Here is a 19,762-nt window from a genome sequence, read left to right on the forward strand (position 1 = left end):
ACGTAGCGTTGATAACGTTAAGCGCCTTAGTTGATTTTTGGCTCCACCCAAAGGGCCGTGAAGGCGGTGAGCAGCAGCAGTAGCCATACCCAGTTCGGTATTTTTTCCTCGGCCCACGGCACCACGGCGGTTGAGGGAGCCGGATAGCGCCAGTGCGCTTTGAGGTAGTGGCTAATCAATGCCTGCTGGTAGGCGAAACCTGTACGCCCGTTTATGTACACCTCCAGGGAATCCTGCCATACCTGCCATCCCGGGTTTCTAAAGCGATAGGCCGTCCGGGTAGTTAGCCCATTGAGGGGGGAGGGTTGTACCGGAACCGTATCGGCCGCTATCCTGACGGCAGCAATTGGTGCCACCGGGTTGTTGATGCGGATCGGCGTTGGAAACCTAGTAAAGACAGGTGCTTCGATCTGTACATTGTTCCGGAGCGCGGGCCGTAAAGGGTTCAGGAGGGTGCTCCAGATGCGATCGTATGCAGTGCTGTCGCCACTAAGTTGAAGCGGGAAGGTTTCGCTGAGGAGACTCAGCCCAACGTTTCCCCCAATGCGCTGTACCGCAGCTGGGTAACCTGGAATCATTACCTGATTCATCGCCTGGGTGGGAGTGTACGGCAGCGCGTTAAGGCTGTTACCAACGGGGATGTACGGTTCGTTGGAAAGCTTGCGGAGTTTCCAGGAAGTGCCCAGCGTCCGGTTGATGGCGGCTACGTCTGCCACCGGTTCCGACAGGTTGATGAACAGAACGCTTTTGCCCTCGGCTACTGCCCGCTTAACAACGGCGTGGCCGGCATGGTCCGGATCGGTAATCACTACATCCGGTTTGCTGATTTTTGCGTTGATCTGAAGGCTGCCGGTGATGTTTTTGGAGAGCGTTGTGCTTACCTGCACCGAATGCCCCTGCTTGCCGAGCCAATCAGCAAGCGTTTTGCTTTCAAAATCCGGGCTGCCGAGGATAAACTGGTAGTGAAGCGGCTCAGTTGGCTGGGCAAAAAAGCGCAGGGTATCGAGTACTCGTTGATCCAGAACCAGTTCCGTGATCGTTCGACCCGTTGAAAAGGTGGGAAAGCGGAGACTAAATGCGTTTGATCCTTCCCGCAACTCCAGACTGTCGAGCGTCCGGTTACCGTAGGTGATTTTAAGCCACTGTTTGCGAGTAGAGAGAATGTGTCCGCTAATCCGCTGCATGTCTCCTTTCCGGACAACACCCTTCCACCGAACATCCTGAACCTGATCCGGTGCATCGTACGGTATCCACCGAAGCCGGTGGCGGCTCAACTGACTAAGCGTCTCTGCATCGATGTCCTGCCCGACGAGCGTGACCTGATCGAACCGTTGCCCAGTAAACTCACCGGTTTTTACGTCATCAGGCGAGTACGTTTCCTGAATGGAAAGGCTATCCTTCAACTGCCGGAGGTAAGCATCCGGTACATCATCTCCGGCAATCAGTGTGTGGGTAGTGCCGGAGTTAACCTTCCAGCGCGGCTGCACGACAAATCCAACCAGCAATAGCCAGAGCACCAGGTTTAGCGCGAGCCGTACGCCCTTGCGACCGCTCCCTATCGTCCTGTTCCTGACGATCAGCCAAATCTGCATCAGCAGCAGCGCTACCAATACCAGCAGAATCAGGATGGTGGTGGGTTCTGACCAGTTAAGATTCGGATTAATCATATTGATTTTTTGGAACGTGTGAATAGAACGCGGATGACACGGATTAGGCTGATTACCGCAGATTAAATTTAATTCTTTTAAATCCGCTCAATCTGCGTCATCCGCGTTCTATTCACACGTTTTATCCATATGTTCTATTTCAATTTCCCCCAAAACGCCCGCTCCAGCTTCCGGTCGCTGGCGTAAGAAGACGTACCGGTTCGGCCGGAGGAGCCGGTCAGTTCATACAGCTTCGTTTTCAGTTGCCGTTTTTCAGTAATTGACAGTGGTTTTGCACTCGCGAGCTTTTGCAGTGACCCCAACACGGCCCAGTTGGCCAGCCGGCTATTCATGACCTGATCGGTCAGCAACGCGCTGAGTTGTTGCACATGGCGCTGCTGAACCGGGTTGAGCGATGGCAATTCCAAATACCCCAAAACGTTACCAACGAGTTGTTCAACCCGAGGCTGGTCGTATACCCGTTCCTGACTGAAGCCGGGATTCACGTTTTTCAGTTCACCCGTCAGCCGTTTCTCTTTCTCCTTGATGGGAGGGGGATCAAAGCCGGTTTTCTTCACAAAGGCGCGTGCTTTCTGCTGGGCCGATTTCAAATACTCCAGGGCCTTTTTCTCAAACGGAAGCGCCTTTTCGGGCTCGTACAGACGGAGATGCAGCTCCGACTGCCACATTTGTTCCAGCGCCATTTTCAGCAGGCTCCGCGTCGACTGCTCGTAGAAGGTGTTAGCCTCGCCATCATCGTGCGAATGAACATACTGCTCCATCAGCGCGGCTAGCGGGTCTTCTTTGCCGCCTTCCGCTTTGTGGTCAGCGTGCCCGTGGTCGTGTGGCGGCTCGCCAGCGTGGTGGTCATGCTCCTCACCCTCGTCATCGTGCTTATGAACAAAGCCGTCCAGTACATCGCCTTGGCCTTCGGTTGGTAACGCATGGCCACCAATGTTGTTCTCAAACTCCTCGCCTAGGTATTGTCCGTACCGCAGCCGCAGCACTTTCTGGTCGAAGCCGATTTCGTTGGAGGTGCTGTTGAAGGCCTTCTGCGCAATTTTATTCCGTTTCACAATCAGCTTTTCCGTGTCAATGATAATCTGACGCTGGCTGCGGAAGTACTCGGGCATGATGTTGACCGCCATGGTTGCCAGTTCAGCTTCGTCTACCTTTGAGGTGTCTTTGTAAACGATAAAGTATGTATCTGACTTGGCAAAATTCGGCTCCGGTTGCCGGTTGTCGATGGCTGCCCAATAGTAGTACAATTCATCCCCCGGCGCAAAATTGAGGGCTTTCAGGTCGATGGTTTTGGTGATATTGGCTGATTTGAAGTTGGCGGGCAGCAACGGAAACTTCACCTCCCGGAACTTTACATTTTCTCCGGAACCACGCGCAACTGTCGCCACCATAAACGCCTGCGTGACGCGAAAATCGTCGGCAATGCGGGCAGAAAGCGTAATCGTTTTGGGGTCTCTCAGGTAATGATACTGGTAGAGTTCTTTCGTCTTTGCCTCGATTTTGGGAGCGAGATCCGGTTGAGCTTCCAACCGGTAAAAATCAGATTGGTAAATCAGCGAATCCTGGTAAAACGCTTTGATCGCGTACAGGCCCGAGGTAACAAGCCGGTCGTTATGGCTAAAGACTTCACCGCTTTTCCGGAAAGTCAGTTCTTCGCCCCGGCTGTTGGTTAACCGGACGGTTAGTTGCCGGCTGTGGCTAAACTGCACCTGCCACTGTAAAACAGAGCCGCTCAGGGCAGTCGCGTTCAGGTCGGCAGACCGTTTTTCGGGTAGCTGGGTGTAGGCAGGTGGGCGTATAGCTAACGTTGCAGTCCTGAATGTGGGCGCAAATGGCTTTTCGGCTTCTACGGTCACGGCCGTAACCGACCGCTGTCGTTCAGGCTGCGGGCTAGTTTGCAACATAGGAAATGCATACCAGAACGCCAGCGATGCCAGGAGCAGTACACCATACAGCCCAAGGTTGGTAAATAATAAAGAAGGCATTTGAACCTGCTGTACCCGCTCGTTGAGCCGTTCGAGCTGGAGCTGTTCGGCAATAGTAAGGGCAGGCTTGTCCAGCAGGTGGAGGCTATATTCGGTTTCATCCACGTGCTGGTGAATCAGACTGATGGCCTGTGGTCGTTTATCCTGATAAATTTTCGTTAGCAGCAGGCCAGCCCCAAATCCAAACAGGCCACTCACAAACGCTACCAGCGTAGACTGGGTTAGGGTTGCCGCCAAAAGGTAAGTGGACAGCGCCAGCAGTGACCCTTTCAGCAGCGCGTTGGCGTACAGTTGGTAGATAACGGACGATATGGTGCGTTTCAGTACGGTCATGCGTTCGTGCGTAAAGCGAGCCAGCGCTCAATGCCAAGTACCATAACAAACAGCAAGACCAGATACGATTGCTCTGTAGTGTTGGCTTCCGTTGTCTCCGAACCTTTCAGGGATGAGTCCGACCTGATGAATAAATCATTCCATTGCACCCGGCTCAGCGGGGTGGTGGCAGGTTGTAAGCCAAACTGGGTTACCAGCAATTCACCAAGCCATTCGGGTAGCTGACCGTTGGCGACCAGTTCGGTCGTTTGGGGGGTAAGCGTTTCGTCAATGTACCGGATGTTGGGGGTTGGTAAAATGGGTGCCTGGTTCCCGCCGGATACTACATACAGGGTTTGCGGAACGGGGGTAGTGATCAGGCGGTCGGTAAGCACCCACTGGTATGGTTTGTCGGGTATGCGATTCAGGTTTATGGTAAGATCGATCTTGTAAACGTCGGCCAATGCCTGCAGTGCGGCCGCTACGGTCTGCTGTTCAGCTTTGTTCCGGTAATCCAGCAGGACAGCTATAGGACCGGTGTGAACCGGTTGCGTGCTGAACCGTAATCGGGAAGGCATGGTAGGGCTGTTCGTCAACTGGCCAGCGGCATTTACAAATACGTTTCCGTTATCAGACGCAACAAGATACCGCTGAACCGGCCGACTACCTGAGTCAATGACTGCATGTACCAAAAAATGGGCTGGTACATGGATATACGGTATGTCGCGGTACTGCGCGTTATTCACCAGATACAGATAAAGGGTATCGTTTTGTTTCAGTGTGCCTTGCTCACGAAGCTGGTTGATGGATGCCTGAACCAGCAGCGGATTAGCCGGTTGCTGTGCCGGTAGTTGAGTCAGCGCCGTGGTGGGCTCCGTTGTGGGTACGATCCAGTACACTTTTTCCCCTTTACGAAGAGCATCATCCAGTTCAAACCGGAAGTTATCGACCAGAAACGGGTTGGGTAGTACCAGGTGGATTTTCTGGCCAGCCGGTTTAGCATTCAGCCAGGTCAACATCGGCTGGCTAAGCAGTAAGGCCAACAGCAGCACCAGCAGACAACGAAGAATTAGCAGCGGCAGGTTCTCCAGTCGCAGGCCGCGGTGCTGTTGCTGGTTCTTCTCCGTCAGCCACTGGGTAGCCGCCCAGCCAATAACTTTACCCCGTTTCTGATGCCAGAAATGGATCCCGACCGGAATCACCACGGCCAATCCTCCCCAAAGCAATAACGGTTCTAAAAACTCCATTCTCTCTGTGCCTCTCCGTGCTTCTCTGCGTCTCTCTGTGTAATAACTAACTCCTTCTCTCACCCCCTAATCTTCGCCCGCAAAAAATCGCTCAGCACCATCGCTACCGGATCGCTCAACCGGGCACGAATCAGATGCACATGCGGAATGCGCAGCGTTTTCTCCAGTTGCTGCAGATACTGCGTAGCGGCCTGCTGAAAGCTCTCCCGCACGGCTTCTGCCTGCAACTCAACTTCCCGTCCCGTTTCCAGATCTTTAAACCGATAAAATCCTTTCAGATCAAAATCAGTCTCCTGATTGCCCAGCAATTGAAAGATCACAATCTCCCGGCGCGGACTGGCGATACCTTTGATGAGTTGCAGCCATTCATCACCCACCTGCAGAAAATCAGACGCCATCACCAGCAATTCCTTCTGCTTCTGCTGAAACTCCGGGAACCTAGGATGTTCATTTAACCATTGTCCTGATGCCTGAGCATTTTGCAGCGAATACAATATCTTCTGAAACGCCTGTTTACCCGCCGGTACCAGCGCCTGCAGGCTACCGTTCTGTAGCGTGTACAGACTCATTTGGTCGCTTTGCCGGTAGCCCAGGTAAGCCAGCGATGCCAGGAGAATTTTTGCATAGTTCAGCCGGCTTACCCCGTCTTCCTCATAATTCATCGACCCGGACAAATCCAGCAAAAACCGAATTTGCAGGTTACTCTCCGTTGCCGACTCCCGGACCAGATGCTTATCGGTGCGGGCGTACAATTTCCAGTCGATACGCTTTGGATCATCCCCCGGTTCGTAGTGGCGGTATTGCTCAAACTCCGTTCCTGCCCCCGATCGTTTACTGCCGTGGATACCCAGCAACAGCTCATCGCTGACCAGTTTGCCGGCCAGTTGCAGGTTGTTCAGTCTGACCAGGTCACTGGCGAGTTTCAAACTCATTTTAGCAGCTCTCTTATCACATCATCCGTTGTAATACTCTCGGCTTCGGCCCGGAAGTTCAGGGCGATGCGGTGGCGCAGGATGGGGTAGGCCAGCGTATGAATGTCCTCGGGAATAACCGAAAATCGCCCGTGCAATACGGACCTGGCTTTGGCGCAGAGTACCAGCGCCTGACCCGCCCGCGGACCAGCACCCCAGTCGCACCGCTGCTTGACAAAAGAGGAGGTACTACTTTCCGGCCGGGTCGATCGGACCAGTTTATTAATAAACGAAATAAGATCATCGCTGATGTGTACCTGCCGCGTCAGGTGTTGCAGATCGGCAATATCCTGATCCGTCAGCACCGTTTGCAGTTCGGGCCGGGCGGTGCCGGTGGTGCTTTTCAGCACATCCAGTTCTTCCTGCTCCGACGGATAACTAAGCTTTATATACAGCAGAAAGCGGTCGAGCTGGGCCTCCGGCAGCGGGTAGGTACCGGCCTGTTCAATCGGGTTCTGGGTGGCTATGATCAGAAACGGCCGGGGCAGCAGGTAATCGGTACCGCCGTAGGTAATCTTGTACTCCTGCATGGCTTCCAGCAGGGCCGCCTGGGTTTTGGGGGGCGTCCGATTGATTTCATCGGCCAGCACCACATTGGCGAAGATGGGGCCGTGGTTGAACTTGAAAAATTTGCGGCCTGTCTCGTGATCTTCTTCCAGAATTTCGGTGCCGGCAATGTCACCTGGCATCAGGTCGGGCGTAAACTGAATACGCTTAAAACGCATGTCCAGTGCATCGGCCATGGTTTTGACCATCAGTGTTTTGGCTAATCCCGGCACTCCTTCCAGCAGGCAATGCCCGCCCGCCAGCAGAGCAATTAAGACTTCCTGAATGGCTTCCTGCTGGCCAACGATCACCTTCCCAATCTCTTTTTTTAAAAGCGGAAGTTTGGCGACTAAGGACTTATAATGGGTTAATTCCTGCGTTTCCAAGTTATGTTGTTAAAGCGTATGTAACTATGTTGACCCCGAATTTGGTGTTATCTTCGGCCAGAAAGCGTTTGTTGCGGAAGTCGTAATCCCATTCGCAGCCATAATCCTTATTACTATAGAGTACTCCAATGCGGCCGTTGACAGTTATGGCTTTCAGATAATCATGCACCAGGTCATCGCCCCAGCCGTTCAGCTCAAAGGTGGTCGTTGGCGGGCCCTGTTCGAAGCGGAAAAAGCAGGTATACAGCGCGTGTTTGTTCGAAATCTTCTGCAAAGCCTTTGGTCCGAATGTACGTGCCATCTCCTGCTCAAACGATTTGGCAAACAGCCCGTCGATGTCGTGGTTGCAGTCGTCGACAAACACAAAGCCGCCGTTCTGCACATACCGCCGGAAGTGGTCGCGCTCCTGCGTGGAAAACTCCACCAGTTTATGTCCACTGAGGTAACAAAACGGACTTTTAAAGATCTCGTTACTGCTCAACAGCACCACTTTCTCTTTCTGGTCGACCGATATCGTGGTGTACTCGACCAGCGAATGCAGCAGATTTGACGGCATGCGCTGGTCAGTATCCCAATCTCCGGAGGTGTACTGTATACGGGTGAAAAAGAAAGGTTTCAATGATAAACGTTGGATAAAGAGAAATCAGACTTGCTTGTTCATCAAAGCCTTCAGCGTTTCCAATTGAATCTGCTTGTCGAAAATAGCCTTAACAGGTATAGTGAAACCCGGTACTGTGATAGCAGTAAGGGTATCGTCGATGTACAGAACAGCCGTTTGGGCAAAAGCCATTGTTGCCTCGTCCAATTGATATTGCTCAATTGATTTACGAACAGGATCAATAATCCAGTACTCAAGAACTCCATGCGCGGCATAATCCTCGAACTTGACGCCCCGATCACGACCTACCGTACTTTTAGATAATACTTCGACGACTAGATCAGGAGCCGGGTGTTCCATTTGATCTTCCGTAAAGGAACTGGCTGTTTCGCGGTTCCAATAGCAGATGTCGGGTTCGTAGTCGTTACGGGTGAGGCTAACCAGTGCTTTTTCGGAATCAACTACCCCTAAATCGTTCAGAAGAACGTAATTCTGCAGTAGATTCTCCAGGTACTTGGCGGCTTCGAGGTGCTTTCGCTTCACCGGTGAATGCATAACAACCTCACCGTTGATAAACTCGGCTTTTACATCATCGCGGAGCCACTCCCGAAACTCGCGACGGCGCTGCGCTTCATCAGCGAGGATGGCCTGCGCCCGTTCGATCACCAACTTAGCGTCAGGAGCTTCCAGTAAATCTGCAACACGGTTTGCCAGCATAACACAGCTATTTTACCTATAAACAAATCTGTAACCAAAAATTAAACCGCATCCGATAAACTTGTGAACGTGAACTCCCGGATCTTCATCGGCGGAATCAGGTAATTGTTGTCGGATTCGGTACTTACCACCCGTTCCGGTTTGCCTAGTGCTTCCAGGTTGTTTAGCATAATGATCGGGCTTTCGTTGAAGCGGAAGTTCTTCACCGGATGCTTGATCTTGCCGTTCTCGATGTAAAACGTTCCGTCGCGGGTAAGGCCGGTCAGTAGCAGCGTCTGCGGATCTACGGACCGGATGTACCATAGCTTCGTGACCAGAATACCGCGTTGAGTACTCTTAATCATGTCTTCCAGCGATGCGGTGCCACCCGCCATGATGGCGTTGTTGGGGAAAGGGACTGCCTTAACACCTTGCTTCTGCGCCCAGTAGCGGCTATAAGCCATGTTTTTTACGACACCCTTCTCGATCCAGTTGACTTTCTCCTGCGGCTGGCCGTCGCCCGACCAGGGTGAGGCCGGTAAATCGGGATGCGTTGGGTCAGAGTAGATGGTCACCCGTTCGTCAACAATCTTCTCGCCCAGTTTGGTTTTACCTCCCGGTTTACTCAGGAAGGAGCGACCTTCGTCGGCGTTGCGGGCGGCCATGTTAAAGAACATATTCTCCAGCAGAACAGCGGCTGCCGTCGGCTCCAGAATGACCGTGTACTTTCCAGGTTCCAGCGCTTTGGCACCTACGGAACCCAGACACTTTTGTATGGCTATCCGGGTAGCGGCTGCCGTATCCAGTTTAGAGAAGTCGCTGTAGCCTCTGGTTATGTATCCGGATCCTGTGCCATCCTCGGTACGAACCGTCAGCGAGAAGTTGACATTGGTGCTGGGGTAATAGGCAAACAGGCCTTTGGAGTTCATCATGGCATTATAACCTCGCTGGTCCTCCATAAAACCAGCCGCCGACAAGGCCTGACCTGCCCTGGTGTTTCGGGTCAGTTCAAGGCTTTTGGCTACGGCATCGGCCCGGGTGGCTGGATTGATTTTGGCAGTCGAATCAAAAAAGCCGGTCGACTTCAGGTATTGCTGGGGACCAAGCAAACCGACATACTCCGGGTTTTCGGGAGCCAGCCGGGCCAACTCCTCTGAACGACGTACGACCCGTTCGATGGCGGCATCGTCAAATTCATCAATGGTAGCGACACCGACTTTTTTGCCGAACGCCGACTGAACGGCCAGGTTCTGGTTAATCAGCGAGCCACTGGTAGAGACTTCATTTCGGGCGTAGCGGATGTTGCCGCGCTCTTCACCCAGCAGATTTACTTCACATTCATCCGCCTTCGAATAGCTCAGAACCTTCTGCAATAATGCTTTGGCCTCAGCTTCAGATAATATGACTGACATAGGTTGTTTCAGGTTTGAGGTTTCAGATTCCAGGTTAACTGCGCCAGCAACTTGGAATCTGAAACAATCAGGAGTTATATCTTTCTTGCGGTATTAATGACGTTGACACCGTTGAAACGGCTGGTAGAACTGCCGTGCGAAACGGCGCTCACCTGTTGGGGCTGCCCCTTTCCATCAAAGAAGGAGCCGCCTAAGCGGTAGTCTTTTTCGTCGCAGATCTGCGTGCAGGAGTTCCAGAATTCCTGGGTGTTCGACTGGTAGGCCACATCCCTGAGCATACCCGCAATCTGCCCGTCTTTAATCTCATAGAACAACTGCCCGCCGAACTGGAAGTTATACCGCTGCTGGTCGATGGAGAACGAGCCGTCGCCAATGATATAAATGCCCTTTTTCACATCTTTAATCAGGTCGTTGACCGAAAGGGGCTGTTTCCCCGGTGCCAGTGAGACGTTGGCCATTCGCTGAAATTGAACCCTGCTCCAGCTATCGGCATAGCAGCAGCCTTGCGACTCATTTTCGTTGATTATATGCACCTGATCCCGTATAGCCTGGTAGTTCACCAGCGTACCGTCTTTGACCAGATCCCAGCGCTTTGTTTTCACCCCTTCATCATCCCAGCCTACCGCACCAAGCGAGCCTGGCTGTGTTTTGTCGGCAAACAGGTTCACCTGCTTGCTGCCGTATGGAAAGCTCTTCGTTTTCCATTTGTCCAGCGTGGCAAACGACGTACCGGCAAAATTGGCTTCGTAGCCCAGCACCCGGTCAAGCTCCAGCGGGTGACCGACCGATTCATGGATGGTCAGCCACAAGTGTGACGGATCTAATACCAGATCGTATTTCCCGGCTTCGACGGATTTGGCCGTTAATTTCTCTTTGACCTGTCTGGTGGCTGCCGTTACGTCTTCCACCATATCATACCCTTTGTTGTAGCGGGTGGTAATACCCGTTACTTTATCGGCAGGATTGGTTTGCAGGTATTCATAACTCATCCCCATCGGCGCACTCAGCGACTGACGCGTTTCAAACTTGCCCGACTTGGAGTCAATAGCCGTTACGGTAAAGGTGGGCCAGATGCGGTGGATATCCTGGTCGATGTACGAGCCATCGGAGGAGGCAAAATACTTTTGCTCATTGACCATGAACAGCACTGAGTTGACGAAATTCGCTCCATTCTTCATGGCGGCATCGTTGACGCCCAGCAGCAGGTCGACTTTCTCCTGAATGGGTACTTCGAAAGCGTTTTTCTGAATAGGCGCTTTCCAGCTTACCTCACCAAAGCCTTTTTGCGGAGCCAGTTTAACTGGCTCTTTCATTAGCTTGGCGTTGGCTCTGGCAATAGCGACGGCTTCTTCGGCCGCTTTGGCAGTCTGGGCTTCGTTCTTAGCGTCTACTACGGCCGCAAAACCCCAGCAGCCATCGGCAATCACGCGGACGCCAACCCCGTAGGACTCTGTGTTGACTATGTTCTGGACCTTATTCTCGCGGGTAATCACGAATTGTTGCAGGTAGCGGCCAATGCGCACATCGGTGTACGAAGCGCCTTTGGCTTTGGCGGCATTCAGAGCGGCATCGGCCAATCGTTTCTTTACGGCAACGTCAAGGCCCGGCTCCAGCAGGGCTGCGGGATCAACGGCCCGGCCCAGGGAGGGGATGTTTGGGAGCATCAGGGCTCCGGCGCTCATGCCGAGTAGTTGATTGAAATGTCTGCGGTTCAAGGTGGTAGTTGTTTTGAAGTTACAGGTTCCAGGTTTCAAGTTTCAGGTGTCAAGCTACTCCGCTATCGGCCAAACCGCCGGGCGGCCCCGCTGGAATCTGAAGCAATAGTCTAAACAGCATCCGACAGACTCGTAAACGTAAAGTCCCGAATCTTCATTGGTGGAATCAGGTGGCCCCCGGCGCGGACCGGCCTGCCCATAGCCTCGAGGTTGTTGAGCATGATGACCGGGCTTTCGTTGAAGCGGAAGTTCTTCACCGGAAATTTAATCTGACCGTTCTCAATGTAAAACGTTCCGTCGCGGGTGAGGCCGGTGTACAGCAGCGTTTGCGGATCAACGGCCCGGATGTACCAGAAGCGGGTCACCAGAATGCCTTTTTGCGTGCTTTTGATCAGGTCGGCCAGCGACTGGGTACCGCCCTGCATAATGATACCCGACGGTGGTGGCACGGCTTTTACGCCTTTCTTCTCTGCCCAGAAGCGGGAGTAGAACATATTCTTCACCACGCCATTTTCCACCCAGACTACTTTCTCCTGCGGACGACCGTCGGCACCACCCCCAAAACGACCACCACCGCCCCCAAAGGGTGTGCCCGGCAGCTCGGCGTTCATGGGGTCGGAATAGATAGTAATCCGCTCGTCGAACAGTTTTTCGCCCAGCCGAATACCACCTCCTTTTTTGCTCAGAAAACTGCGGCCTTCGTCGGCACTGCGGGCATCCATATTGCCCATCATGTTCTGCAGCAGCTCCACCGAGGCCGTCGGCTCCAGAATGACCGTGTACTTGCCCGGCTCCAGCGCCCGTGCATTAGTCGACGCCAGTGCCTTCTGCATCGCAATGTTGGTGGCGTCTTTCGTGTTGAGCTTCGCCGTGTCGTTGTAATCCTGCGCTACGTAGCCGGAGCCAGTCCCGTCGGCGGTGCGGACCGTGACGGAGAACTCAACGCCCGTGGAGCGGTTGTACCCGAAGAGCCCTTTGCTGTTGCCGATGGCGGTGAAACCGGTGGTGTCTTCCAGGTAACCGGCAGCCGTCAGGTTCTTTTTGGCGCAGGGATCAATGCTGTCGAACGCGACTTTCGCCCGATAGTCAGGGTCAATTTTTGCGGTAGCCTCGGCATAGGTGTTCGGTTCGAGGTACTTCTGTGGGCCCAGCATCGGTACATATTCCGGGTTTTCGGGGGCCAAGCGGGCGATTTCCTCCGCCCGCCGGACGGTTTTCTCCAGCGAGGCATCATCAAACTCGTTGATGGTGGCCGAGCCGGAGCGCTTGCCGTAAACCGCTGTTACTGCCAGTGCCAGGTTGTTGGCTTCGCCACTGGTCGATACGGTATTGCGGGCGTAGCGGATATTGCCGGTGCGCCCCCCGCTTATGCTGACGCTCGTTTCGTCGGCCTTCGCGAATGCCAGGACTTTATCTATGATTCGTTTTGCTTCTTCTTCAGATAAGATTGCCATTATTAGTTTGTTTTTGTCATTCCGACCTTAGGAGGAATCTTGAACGTAGCTAAAATAGCCAGCTTTGAGATTCCTCCTAAGGTCGGAATGACAGAAAAAATTAAATTTTCCGTCCCGTATTGATTACATTAACGCCGTTGAACCGCGTGGTGGGGCAGCCGTGGGAAACGGCGCTGACCTGCGAAGGTTGCCCCTTGCCGTCGAAGAACGAGCCGAAGGTGCGGTAATCGTCCTTGTCGCAGAGCTGGGCGCAGGAGTTCCAGAATTCCTGGGTGTTCGACTGGTAGGCCACATCGTCGAGCATACCGGCGATCTCCCCGTTCTTAATCTCGTAGAACAACTGGCCGCCAAACTGGAAGTTGTACCGCTGCTGGTCAATGGAGTAGGAGCCCCGGCCAATGATGTAGATGCCCTTGTCGACGCCCTTGATCATATCGGCTACGCTACGTTTCTCCGTTCCCGGCCGCAGCGATACGTTCGGCATCCGCTGGAACTGGATGGTGTTCCAGCTGTCGGCGTAGCAGCAGCCGTGTGATTCATTCTGGTCGATGATCTGCACCTGGTCGCGAATGGCCTGGTAGTTCACCAGAATACCGTCTTTGATCAGATCCCATTCTTTGGTTGGTACCCCTTCGTCGTCGTACCCGACATTGCCCAGCGTATGAGCCTGCGTTTTGTCGGCAACGATGTTGACCAGCTTGCTGCCGTAATTAAAGCTTTTGGTCTTCCACTTATCCAGCGTAGCAAAGGACGTACCGGCGTAGTTGGCTTCATAGCCCAGCACGCGGTCCAGTTCCAGCGGGTGGCCGACCGATTCGTGAATCGTTAATCCCAGGTGATTCGGGTCCAGCACCAGGTCATATTTACCGGGTTGTACTGATTTGGCCGTTAGTTTTTCCTTCGCCTGTTTAGCGGCCAGGGTGGCATCTTCCACCATATCGTAGGCGTTGCGGTAGCCGACCAGGCCGTTTAGTGCGGGGATTTTTTCAGACGCCAGGCCGTCCAGGTACTCGTAACCCATGCCCATGGGTGAGCTGAGGGCATCGCGGGTTTTGAACTTACCGGCCTGCTTGTCCACCGCCGTTACGGTAAACGTCGGCCAGATGCGGTGGATATCCTGGTCAATGTAGGAGCCGTCGGTGGAAGCAAAATATTTTTGCTCGTTGACGAAGAAGAGATTGGAGGTAACAAAGCCCGCGCCGTTAGTCAGTGCCGCGTTGTTGACCCGCATCAGCAGATCAATCTTATCTTTAACGGGTATTTCGAACGCGTTCTTTTTGATGGGCGTCTTCCAGCTTACCTCACCCACGCCTTTCTGGGGAGCCAAAACAACGGGTTCTTTCTGAATTTTTGAGTTGGCTTTGGCAATAGCCACGGCGGTTTCGGCGCATTTGGCAATGCCGTCGGGCGACACGTCACTGGTAGCCGCAAAACCCCAGGTACCGTTGGCAATTACCCGGATGCCCACGCCGTACGATTCGGCATTGACCACGTTCTGGACCTGTTTTTCCCGCGTAAACAGGTATTGCTGCAAATACCGGCCAATGCGCACGTCGGTGTACGAAGCGCCTTTGCTGCGGGCCGCATTGAGCGCAATGTCTGCCATTTTCTTTTTGGTGGCCGCATCGGCACCCGGTTCCAGCAGGTGGGCTGCCGAAACCTCATCGCCCAGCACCGGGATGGCGGGAAGCATCAAGGCGCCCAATCCCATACCCGATAGCTGGATAAAGTCTCTTCTTCTCATAAGTGTGTTGACGGAGATTGTTGGTTGTTTTGTCCAGGATAAGCTTTAAAATCAATGCGAAATTTAATGATATACGATAGATTTTTTGCCGTTTACTCGCAAATTCCTTATAAAAAGTCCAAAATTGCTTAGATCAACGGCAGTTCGCCATAGATTTGTGATGAACGGACAGACTGATAAACAGCCTCCGGTTCACGCAGTAGTCACACACCTATGAAGAAAAGTCGGCTGTTCCTGTTTATAGCGCTCACGTTCCTCTGCGGCAACGGCAATACCGCCAATAGTCAAAGCGCCTACGGCATGGGGGTGAAACCGGTCAGAAAGGCGGTGCGGCCAATGACACCCGCCAGAAAGCCGGCGGGGCCTGAGATGCTGACCGTACCGATGTTTGGTCCGGGCAATGCGCGGGTGGCGGTAAAAAGCAATCAGCTCCGGGGGGCTGTGTATTATCTGTCACCGGGGCATGGCGGTCCTGATCCCGGAGCCGTTGGCCAATACGGCCGGTTTGCTCTCGCCGAAGACGAATACGCGTATGATGTTACCCTCCGGCTGGCCCGTACCCTGATGGAACACGGTGCCAGGGTGTACATGATGGTGCAGGACCGTAACGATGGTATTCGGGAGGACGCGGTGCTGTTGATGGACAAAGACGAAGTGACGTATCCGAACCTGCGGATACCCCTCAACCAGACAGCCCGGCTGCGGCAGCGGGTGCAGGCCGTGAACCGGCTGCACGCCCAGCACCGGAAGGCCTACCAGCGCCTGTTGATTATCCATGTAGATAGCCGCAGCAAAAACCAGAATATCGATGTGTTTTTCTACCACCACGAGAAGAGTGCCGCCGGCAAAAAGCTGGCGAAAAATCTACAGCGGACGTTTACTTCCCGGTACCAGCGCAACCAGCCGGGACGTGGGTATGTCGGCAGCGTGTCGACCCGTGGGAGTCTGTATGAAGTCAGGAACAGCCATCCGTCCAGTGTCTTTATTGAATTAGGCAATATCCGGAGTGAGAAAGACCAGCGTCGGTTTGTGATTGCCGATAACCGGCAGGCGCTGGCCAACTGGATCTGTCAGGGCGTTATTCAGGATTTTAAAGGCCGGTGAGGTTGCCTTCTAAGTCAGGCCAGGGCGGTTTAATACTGACTCATTTTTGCGGACCGGGCAGGGTCACTACGTTCCACCAGTAGTTGCGCAGGGCGGTTAGGGCGCTGATCCACTGGTCATAATCCAAGGGCTTCACAATATAGGAGGTCAGCCAGAAATCATAAGCCTCCTCTACATCTTCCGGCTGGCTGGAGTGGCTCAGCACAACGACCGGCAGCAGCGAGAATCCCATGGCCGGATCTTTTAACTGTTTCAGCAGCTTCCAGCCATCTTCACGCTGGGGGAGGTATAAATCCAGAAAGATTAGTTTCGGGAGTTGACCTGCCTGCGTTTTAGTCTCTTCCAGGTACGCCAGCGCCTGGTCAGCATCGCTGACCCAGATCGCTTCTACCTCCGGAAAACATTCTTTTATTGCGCCCTGGATAATGGTCCATTGATCGGCATTATCTTCAACCACCAGAACAGGTGTCCTGGTTACACGCTGTTTACTATAAGCGTTAAATAAGTTGTTGGGCATTGGTTTTGTGATTGGAGCAAATAGCAGGCCGGTGGTCAGCCCCTGTGCAAATATACGCAGTTAATACCTTGTCGGAAAAGTTATCGTCACTAAAGAACCCACACCGGGCTTCGATTCCAGGTCGAGGCTGCCATTCAGGAGTTCACACAGCCGCTTGACAATGAACAAACCCACGCCTTCACCACTCGACAGCAACGGAGGCCTTGGGAGGGATTCAGCGGTTGTACGACCCGCATCCGACTCCTTTGCCGGCTTTGGTGCCTCTTCGGGTGTTGCCGATAAGGTGCCGGCCTTTATTTTTTTGACGAGAATCGCTACCGAGCCGGGCGATACGCCGGGGCCTGTGTCTTTGACGCTGAACAGCCAGCGTCCGGTGCGCTTGTCGAGGGCCCAGGTCAGGACCACGCCACCGGTTTGGGTATAGCGCAGGGCGTTTAGCAGGAGGTTCTGCGCTATACGTTGTATCTTAACCGGGTCTCCCTGAACCATAAGACTGCCTGGCCCTTCGGCATGCCAGAAGAGGCCCCGTTCTTCGGCAATAGGCTGGAGGCTTTCGCTGAGCTGTCGCAGCAACCCGGCCACATCGAACGACTCCATCTGTACCTGTTCGTATCCCGCTTCCAGCCGGGACAGATCCATAAGCTGAGTGACCATTTGCCGGACCTGGCTCAGGTTGCGCTGGAGCATTTCCGTGTTGTGGGTTCGCTCCGTATCACCCGACGACTGATCGAGCATGCGGGCGGCTCCCTGCACCACCCCGAAAGAGCCCCGAAGGTCGTGGGACGCCATGCGGAGGACTTCGCCCCGTTGTTTGGTCAGTTCGTTTAGCTGGCTCAGCGCATTTTCCAGTTCGTAAACGCGCCCGGCGGCTTCAGCCTGCTTCAGCTCATCGTACCGGGCGATACTACCGGCAATGCCCTCATTCAACAGGCGGGCGGCCAGCTGCCGGATATGCGAGAACTCCCGGAGCAAAGGGGTAGTTAACTGATTCTGGAAGGTATCGATTTCCTCAAGTACGCAGTATTGCAAATAACCCCACTCCTTCAGCACTTCCCCAAGCTTATACCCTTTCTGCCAGCGGTGTAATCCATGTTCGGCGGCCAGCGACCGTTCTTCTTCCGGATCTGATTTCTGCTCGTAGCCCTGGCGAATCCGGGCCTCCAGCAGTTCTAATATGTTGGGCACCTGGTTGTTGAACTCAGTACGCGTCAGGCTGGCAATCGTTTGCAGGGTCGGGTCGCACTCTGCCAGGGAGCGCCACGCACTGAGAATGGCTTCCCGGCGTACAAACAAGTAAGCCGCCAACTCGTCAAATACCCTGACTGTTGCATCTAGTGGCTCCATGTTCAAATATGGTTACAACCAGGTTTCCGCGTTATGGAAGGAAAAATAGCTTAACCGAATCTAAAAGTTATATGACCAAATCGGGAAGAAAACGCATTGATAAATAATAATGTTTGGTCACAGCCTCAGGATACCGGCAAATAAACTGTAAAGGTGGTGCCGTGGCCCGGCTTACTGCTTATGCTGATATGCCCGTGGTGGTTATCCACGACCTTCCGGCAGACCGCCAGGCCGATCCCTGTGCCCTCGTACTGACTCCGGCCGTGCAGGCGCTGGAACAACTGAAAGATACGCTCCTGGTATTTCAAATCAAAACCGATTCCGTTGTCGGCTACATCTATAGCTACATAGCTCCGGAATTTGTTACGCTCATGCTCCGGCAGGTCGTCCGGTTTAACCGACAGTCTGACTTTAATGCTGATGATGGGGGGGGCGCCCGGGGCTACGAACTTAAGCGCGTTGGACAGCAGGTTCTGGAACAACTGGCGGAGTTGCATGGCATCACCGGGAACTACCGGCAAGACATCAACCGTCACGTCTGCCTGTTTTTCTTGGATGATCATGTCCAGATCGCTCATCACTTCCGATACAACGGCTGACAGGCTGACCGGAGCTACCCGCAGCGGCTGGGTGGTCAGGCGCGAATACGTCAGCAGGTCCTGCACCAGGCGTTGCATCCGTTCTGCCGAGTACTGCAGGCGCGTCAGTAAGCTTTTTCCTTCTTCGTCAATCTGATCCTGGTACCGGCTGACAATGATGCTGCTGAAGGACTGAATCTTCCGCAAAGGCTCCTGCAGGTCATGCGAAGCCACGTAGGCAAACTGCTGTAGGTTTTCGTTGGAGCGGCTCAGCTGATGGATGTTGAGCTGGAGGTCTTCCTGGTAGCGTTTGAGCTCGGTAATATCGTGAAATGTGGCCGTCAGCCCATCATTCAGCCGGCCCAGCACCACATACAGCCAGATTGGTTCTCCCTTGCGCTGGTATAAGCTTTCAAACTGCTGGGGCTGGCCCGACTCAACAACCGACACAAAGCGCTCGAACACCTCCGGGTCCTGCCAAACTGGCGAGAGTTCGGTTAGTTTTTTCCCGATGATGAGGTCTGGTTCGGCACCGAGTAGGTCATTCGTAGCGTAGTTGGCAAACAGGATCTGAAAATCGACGATCTGGTTTTTCTGGCGGACGGCCTGGCAGGAGATAACCCCGTTGCGGGAGGTGTTGAGCACCGACTCCAGAAAGCCCTCCAGCCACCGCCGGCGCCGGCTTAGCGCCAGGTTCTTACCGAAGGCAATCAGAATGATACCAATGGCCAGTACCGAAAAGATAGTGGTCAGGTAGCTGCTGATTGTCGTAGACTGATCCAGCTTTTTTTTCTGCGCCGATAGTTGCGCGTTTTCGATGTCCACCGCCTTGTTGATCGAGCTGTGGATAGTAAAGAGGTCGTTGAGCCGCCAGGCTTCACCCGTCTGAATAATTTCGACGATATTCCGGTTCATAAGTACCGGCAGATGCTTCCGGGTGAGTCTGGCCAGGGAAGCTATTCGCCGGGTCTGCGCGGTATCATCCCGGACCAGATACTGGAGCTGGACGAGTTCTCCCGATACGCTATCCGCTTCCTGTTTATACAGCTGGTAGTAGTTTTGCCGGGAGGTGCCGGCATAGGAGGGGGAATATAACTGGGCGCTTTTCAGATGGTTCGCCAAACGCTCCAGGGAGGTAATAACCTCCCGTGTGTGGTCGACCTCCGCGATGTACTCCTGCATGGCGTTAAAGCTGTACCGGTCGATAAAGACGACGATAATCAGCAGCAGAAACGAGAACAGATACGGCGCTATGGCTTTAAGCTTCATCCGCAGCAGGCTAAGTGAAGGGTTGGCTACGAGAATAATGGCTTAAAGATAGGAGGGAAGTGGAAAGGACCTGACAGTTTAGGAAAAAAGACGTAGCCCATTCGACTTCCGGGTCCGGCGCTGTTCATAAAAAAGTCCACTAGAATATCCAGTGGACTTTATCTCTAACCCTATGATGAATAAACGCTTTGTTACTACAAAAGAAGGGCCTGCCGGC

15 protein-coding genes are annotated in these 19,762 nt (G+C 53.7%); 1 reads left to right on the plus strand and 14 read right to left on the minus strand.

The features are described 5' to 3' along the window. Nucleotides 1–26: 26 nt before the first annotated feature. The 11 genes from ABD949_RS30365 to ABD949_RS30415 all read right to left on the minus strand — a co-directional run bounded on the left by ABD949_RS30365 (nt 27) and on the right by ABD949_RS30415 (nt 14,733). Nucleotides 27–1,667, minus strand: coding sequence for a hypothetical protein (locus ABD949_RS30365; protein WP_345250275.1), 1,641 nt, complete (start codon nt 1,665–1,667; stop codon nt 27–29). A gap of 134 nt (nt 1,668–1,801) precedes the next feature. Then, complete coding sequence (locus ABD949_RS30370; RefSeq protein ID WP_345250277.1) at nt 1,802–3,985, minus strand: DUF4175 family protein; 2,184 nt, start codon at nt 3,983–3,985, stop codon at nt 1,802–1,804. Continuing rightward, nucleotides 3,982–5,211, minus strand: coding sequence for a BatA domain-containing protein (locus ABD949_RS30375; RefSeq protein WP_345250279.1), 1,230 nt, complete (start codon nt 5,209–5,211; stop codon nt 3,982–3,984). The genes ABD949_RS30370 and ABD949_RS30375 overlap by 4 nt, the downstream gene beginning before the upstream one ends. 59 nt (nt 5,212–5,270) lie before the next feature. Then, nucleotides 5,271–6,143, minus strand: coding sequence for a DUF58 domain-containing protein (locus ABD949_RS30380; protein ID WP_345250281.1), 873 nt, complete (start codon nt 6,141–6,143; stop codon nt 5,271–5,273). Next, nucleotides 6,140–7,114: an AAA family ATPase gene (locus tag ABD949_RS30385; protein ID WP_345250283.1), complete on the minus strand. Its 975-nt coding sequence runs from the start codon at nt 7,112–7,114 to the stop codon at nt 6,140–6,142. Before ABD949_RS30385 ends, ABD949_RS30380 begins: the two co-directional genes overlap by 4 nt. A 1-nt stretch (nt 7,115) precedes the next feature. Continuing rightward, nucleotides 7,116–7,733, minus strand: coding sequence for a DUF4159 domain-containing protein (locus tag ABD949_RS30390; protein WP_345250285.1), 618 nt, complete (start codon nt 7,731–7,733; stop codon nt 7,116–7,118). Nucleotides 7,734–7,757: 24 nt separating this feature from the next. Beyond that, complete coding sequence (locus tag ABD949_RS30395; RefSeq protein ID WP_345250287.1) at nt 7,758–8,429, minus strand: Uma2 family endonuclease; 672 nt, start codon at nt 8,427–8,429, stop codon at nt 7,758–7,760. Nucleotides 8,430–8,470: 41 nt separating this feature from the next. Then, nucleotides 8,471–9,820 (minus strand): TldD/PmbA family protein, encoded by a 1,350-nt coding sequence (locus ABD949_RS30400; RefSeq protein ID WP_345250289.1) that lies wholly within the window; start codon nt 9,818–9,820, stop codon nt 8,471–8,473. Nucleotides 9,821–9,894: 74 nt separating this feature from the next. Beyond that, the gene (locus ABD949_RS30405) at nt 9,895–11,535 is read right to left on the minus strand and encodes a TldD/PmbA family protein (protein WP_345250291.1); all 1,641 of its coding nucleotides are present in this window, start codon (nt 11,533–11,535) and stop codon (nt 9,895–9,897) included. A gap of 110 nt (nt 11,536–11,645) precedes the next feature. After that, a complete protein-coding gene (locus ABD949_RS30410; RefSeq protein WP_345250293.1) occupies nt 11,646–12,989 on the minus strand; it encodes a TldD/PmbA family protein in 1,344 nt (447 codons plus the stop codon). A gap of 100 nt (nt 12,990–13,089) precedes the next feature. Beyond that, the gene (locus tag ABD949_RS30415) at nt 13,090–14,733 is read right to left on the minus strand and encodes a TldD/PmbA family protein (RefSeq protein WP_345250295.1); all 1,644 of its coding nucleotides are present in this window, start codon (nt 14,731–14,733) and stop codon (nt 13,090–13,092) included. A 213-nt stretch (nt 14,734–14,946) separates the two neighbouring features. Here ABD949_RS30415 and ABD949_RS30420 point away from each other — a divergent pair, with 213 nt between their 5' ends. After that, a complete protein-coding gene (locus ABD949_RS30420; RefSeq protein ID WP_345250297.1) occupies nt 14,947–15,837 on the plus strand; it encodes an N-acetylmuramoyl-L-alanine amidase family protein in 891 nt (296 codons plus the stop codon). 40 nt (nt 15,838–15,877) lie between these two features. On the opposite strand, the gene ABD949_RS30425 is transcribed toward ABD949_RS30420, so the two are convergent. From ABD949_RS30425 to ABD949_RS30435, 3 genes are all read right to left on the minus strand, one after another. Then, nucleotides 15,878–16,354 carry a response regulator gene (locus ABD949_RS30425; protein ID WP_345250299.1) on the minus strand — a complete coding sequence of 159 codons (477 nt, stop codon included), beginning with the start codon at nt 16,352–16,354 and terminating at the stop codon, nt 15,878–15,880. Between the two features lie 60 nt (nt 16,355–16,414). Further along, a complete protein-coding gene (locus ABD949_RS30430) occupies nt 16,415–17,698 on the minus strand; it encodes a sensor histidine kinase (protein WP_345250301.1) in 1,284 nt (427 codons plus the stop codon). Between the two features lie 125 nt (nt 17,699–17,823). Beyond that, a complete protein-coding gene (locus tag ABD949_RS30435; RefSeq protein ID WP_345250303.1) occupies nt 17,824–19,545 on the minus strand; it encodes an ATP-binding protein in 1,722 nt (573 codons plus the stop codon). Between the last annotated feature and the right edge of the window lie 217 nt (nt 19,546–19,762).

The sequence above is a fragment of the Nibrella saemangeumensis genome (genome assembly GCF_039541915.1).
GTDB lineage: Bacteria > Bacteroidota > Bacteroidia > Cytophagales > Spirosomataceae > Nibrella > Nibrella saemangeumensis.

What these genes read in the sequence shown, in the direction of transcription:
- ABD949_RS30365 (WP_345250275.1), bottom strand. Translation starts at nt 1,667, where the DNA reads ATGATTAATCCGAATCTTAACTGGTCAGAACCCACCACCATCCTGATT.
- ABD949_RS30370 (WP_345250277.1), bottom strand. Translation starts at nt 3,985, where the DNA reads ATGACCGTACTGAAACGCACCATATCGTCCGTTATCTACCAACTGTAC.
- ABD949_RS30375 (WP_345250279.1), bottom strand. Translation starts at nt 5,211, where the DNA reads ATGGAGTTTTTAGAACCGTTATTGCTTTGGGGAGGATTGGCCGTGGTG.
- ABD949_RS30380 (WP_345250281.1), bottom strand. Translation starts at nt 6,143, where the DNA reads ATGAGTTTGAAACTCGCCAGTGACCTGGTCAGACTGAACAACCTGCAA.
- ABD949_RS30395 (WP_345250287.1), bottom strand. Translation starts at nt 8,429, where the DNA reads ATGCTGGCAAACCGTGTTGCAGATTTACTGGAAGCTCCTGACGCTAAG.
- ABD949_RS30400 (WP_345250289.1), bottom strand. Translation starts at nt 9,820, where the DNA reads ATGTCAGTCATATTATCTGAAGCTGAGGCCAAAGCATTATTGCAGAAG.
- ABD949_RS30410 (WP_345250293.1), bottom strand. Translation starts at nt 12,989, where the DNA reads ATGGCAATCTTATCTGAAGAAGAAGCAAAACGAATCATAGATAAAGTC.
- ABD949_RS30415 (WP_345250295.1), bottom strand. Translation starts at nt 14,733, where the DNA reads ATGAGAAGAAGAGACTTTATCCAGCTATCGGGTATGGGATTGGGCGCC.
- ABD949_RS30420 (WP_345250297.1), top strand. Translation starts at nt 14,947, where the DNA reads ATGAAGAAAAGTCGGCTGTTCCTGTTTATAGCGCTCACGTTCCTCTGC.
- ABD949_RS30425 (WP_345250299.1), bottom strand. Translation starts at nt 16,354, where the DNA reads ATGCCCAACAACTTATTTAACGCTTATAGTAAACAGCGTGTAACCAGG.
- ABD949_RS30430 (WP_345250301.1), bottom strand. Translation starts at nt 17,698, where the DNA reads ATGGAGCCACTAGATGCAACAGTCAGGGTATTTGACGAGTTGGCGGCT.
- ABD949_RS30435 (WP_345250303.1), bottom strand. Translation starts at nt 19,545, where the DNA reads ATGAAGCTTAAAGCCATAGCGCCGTATCTGTTCTCGTTTCTGCTGCTG.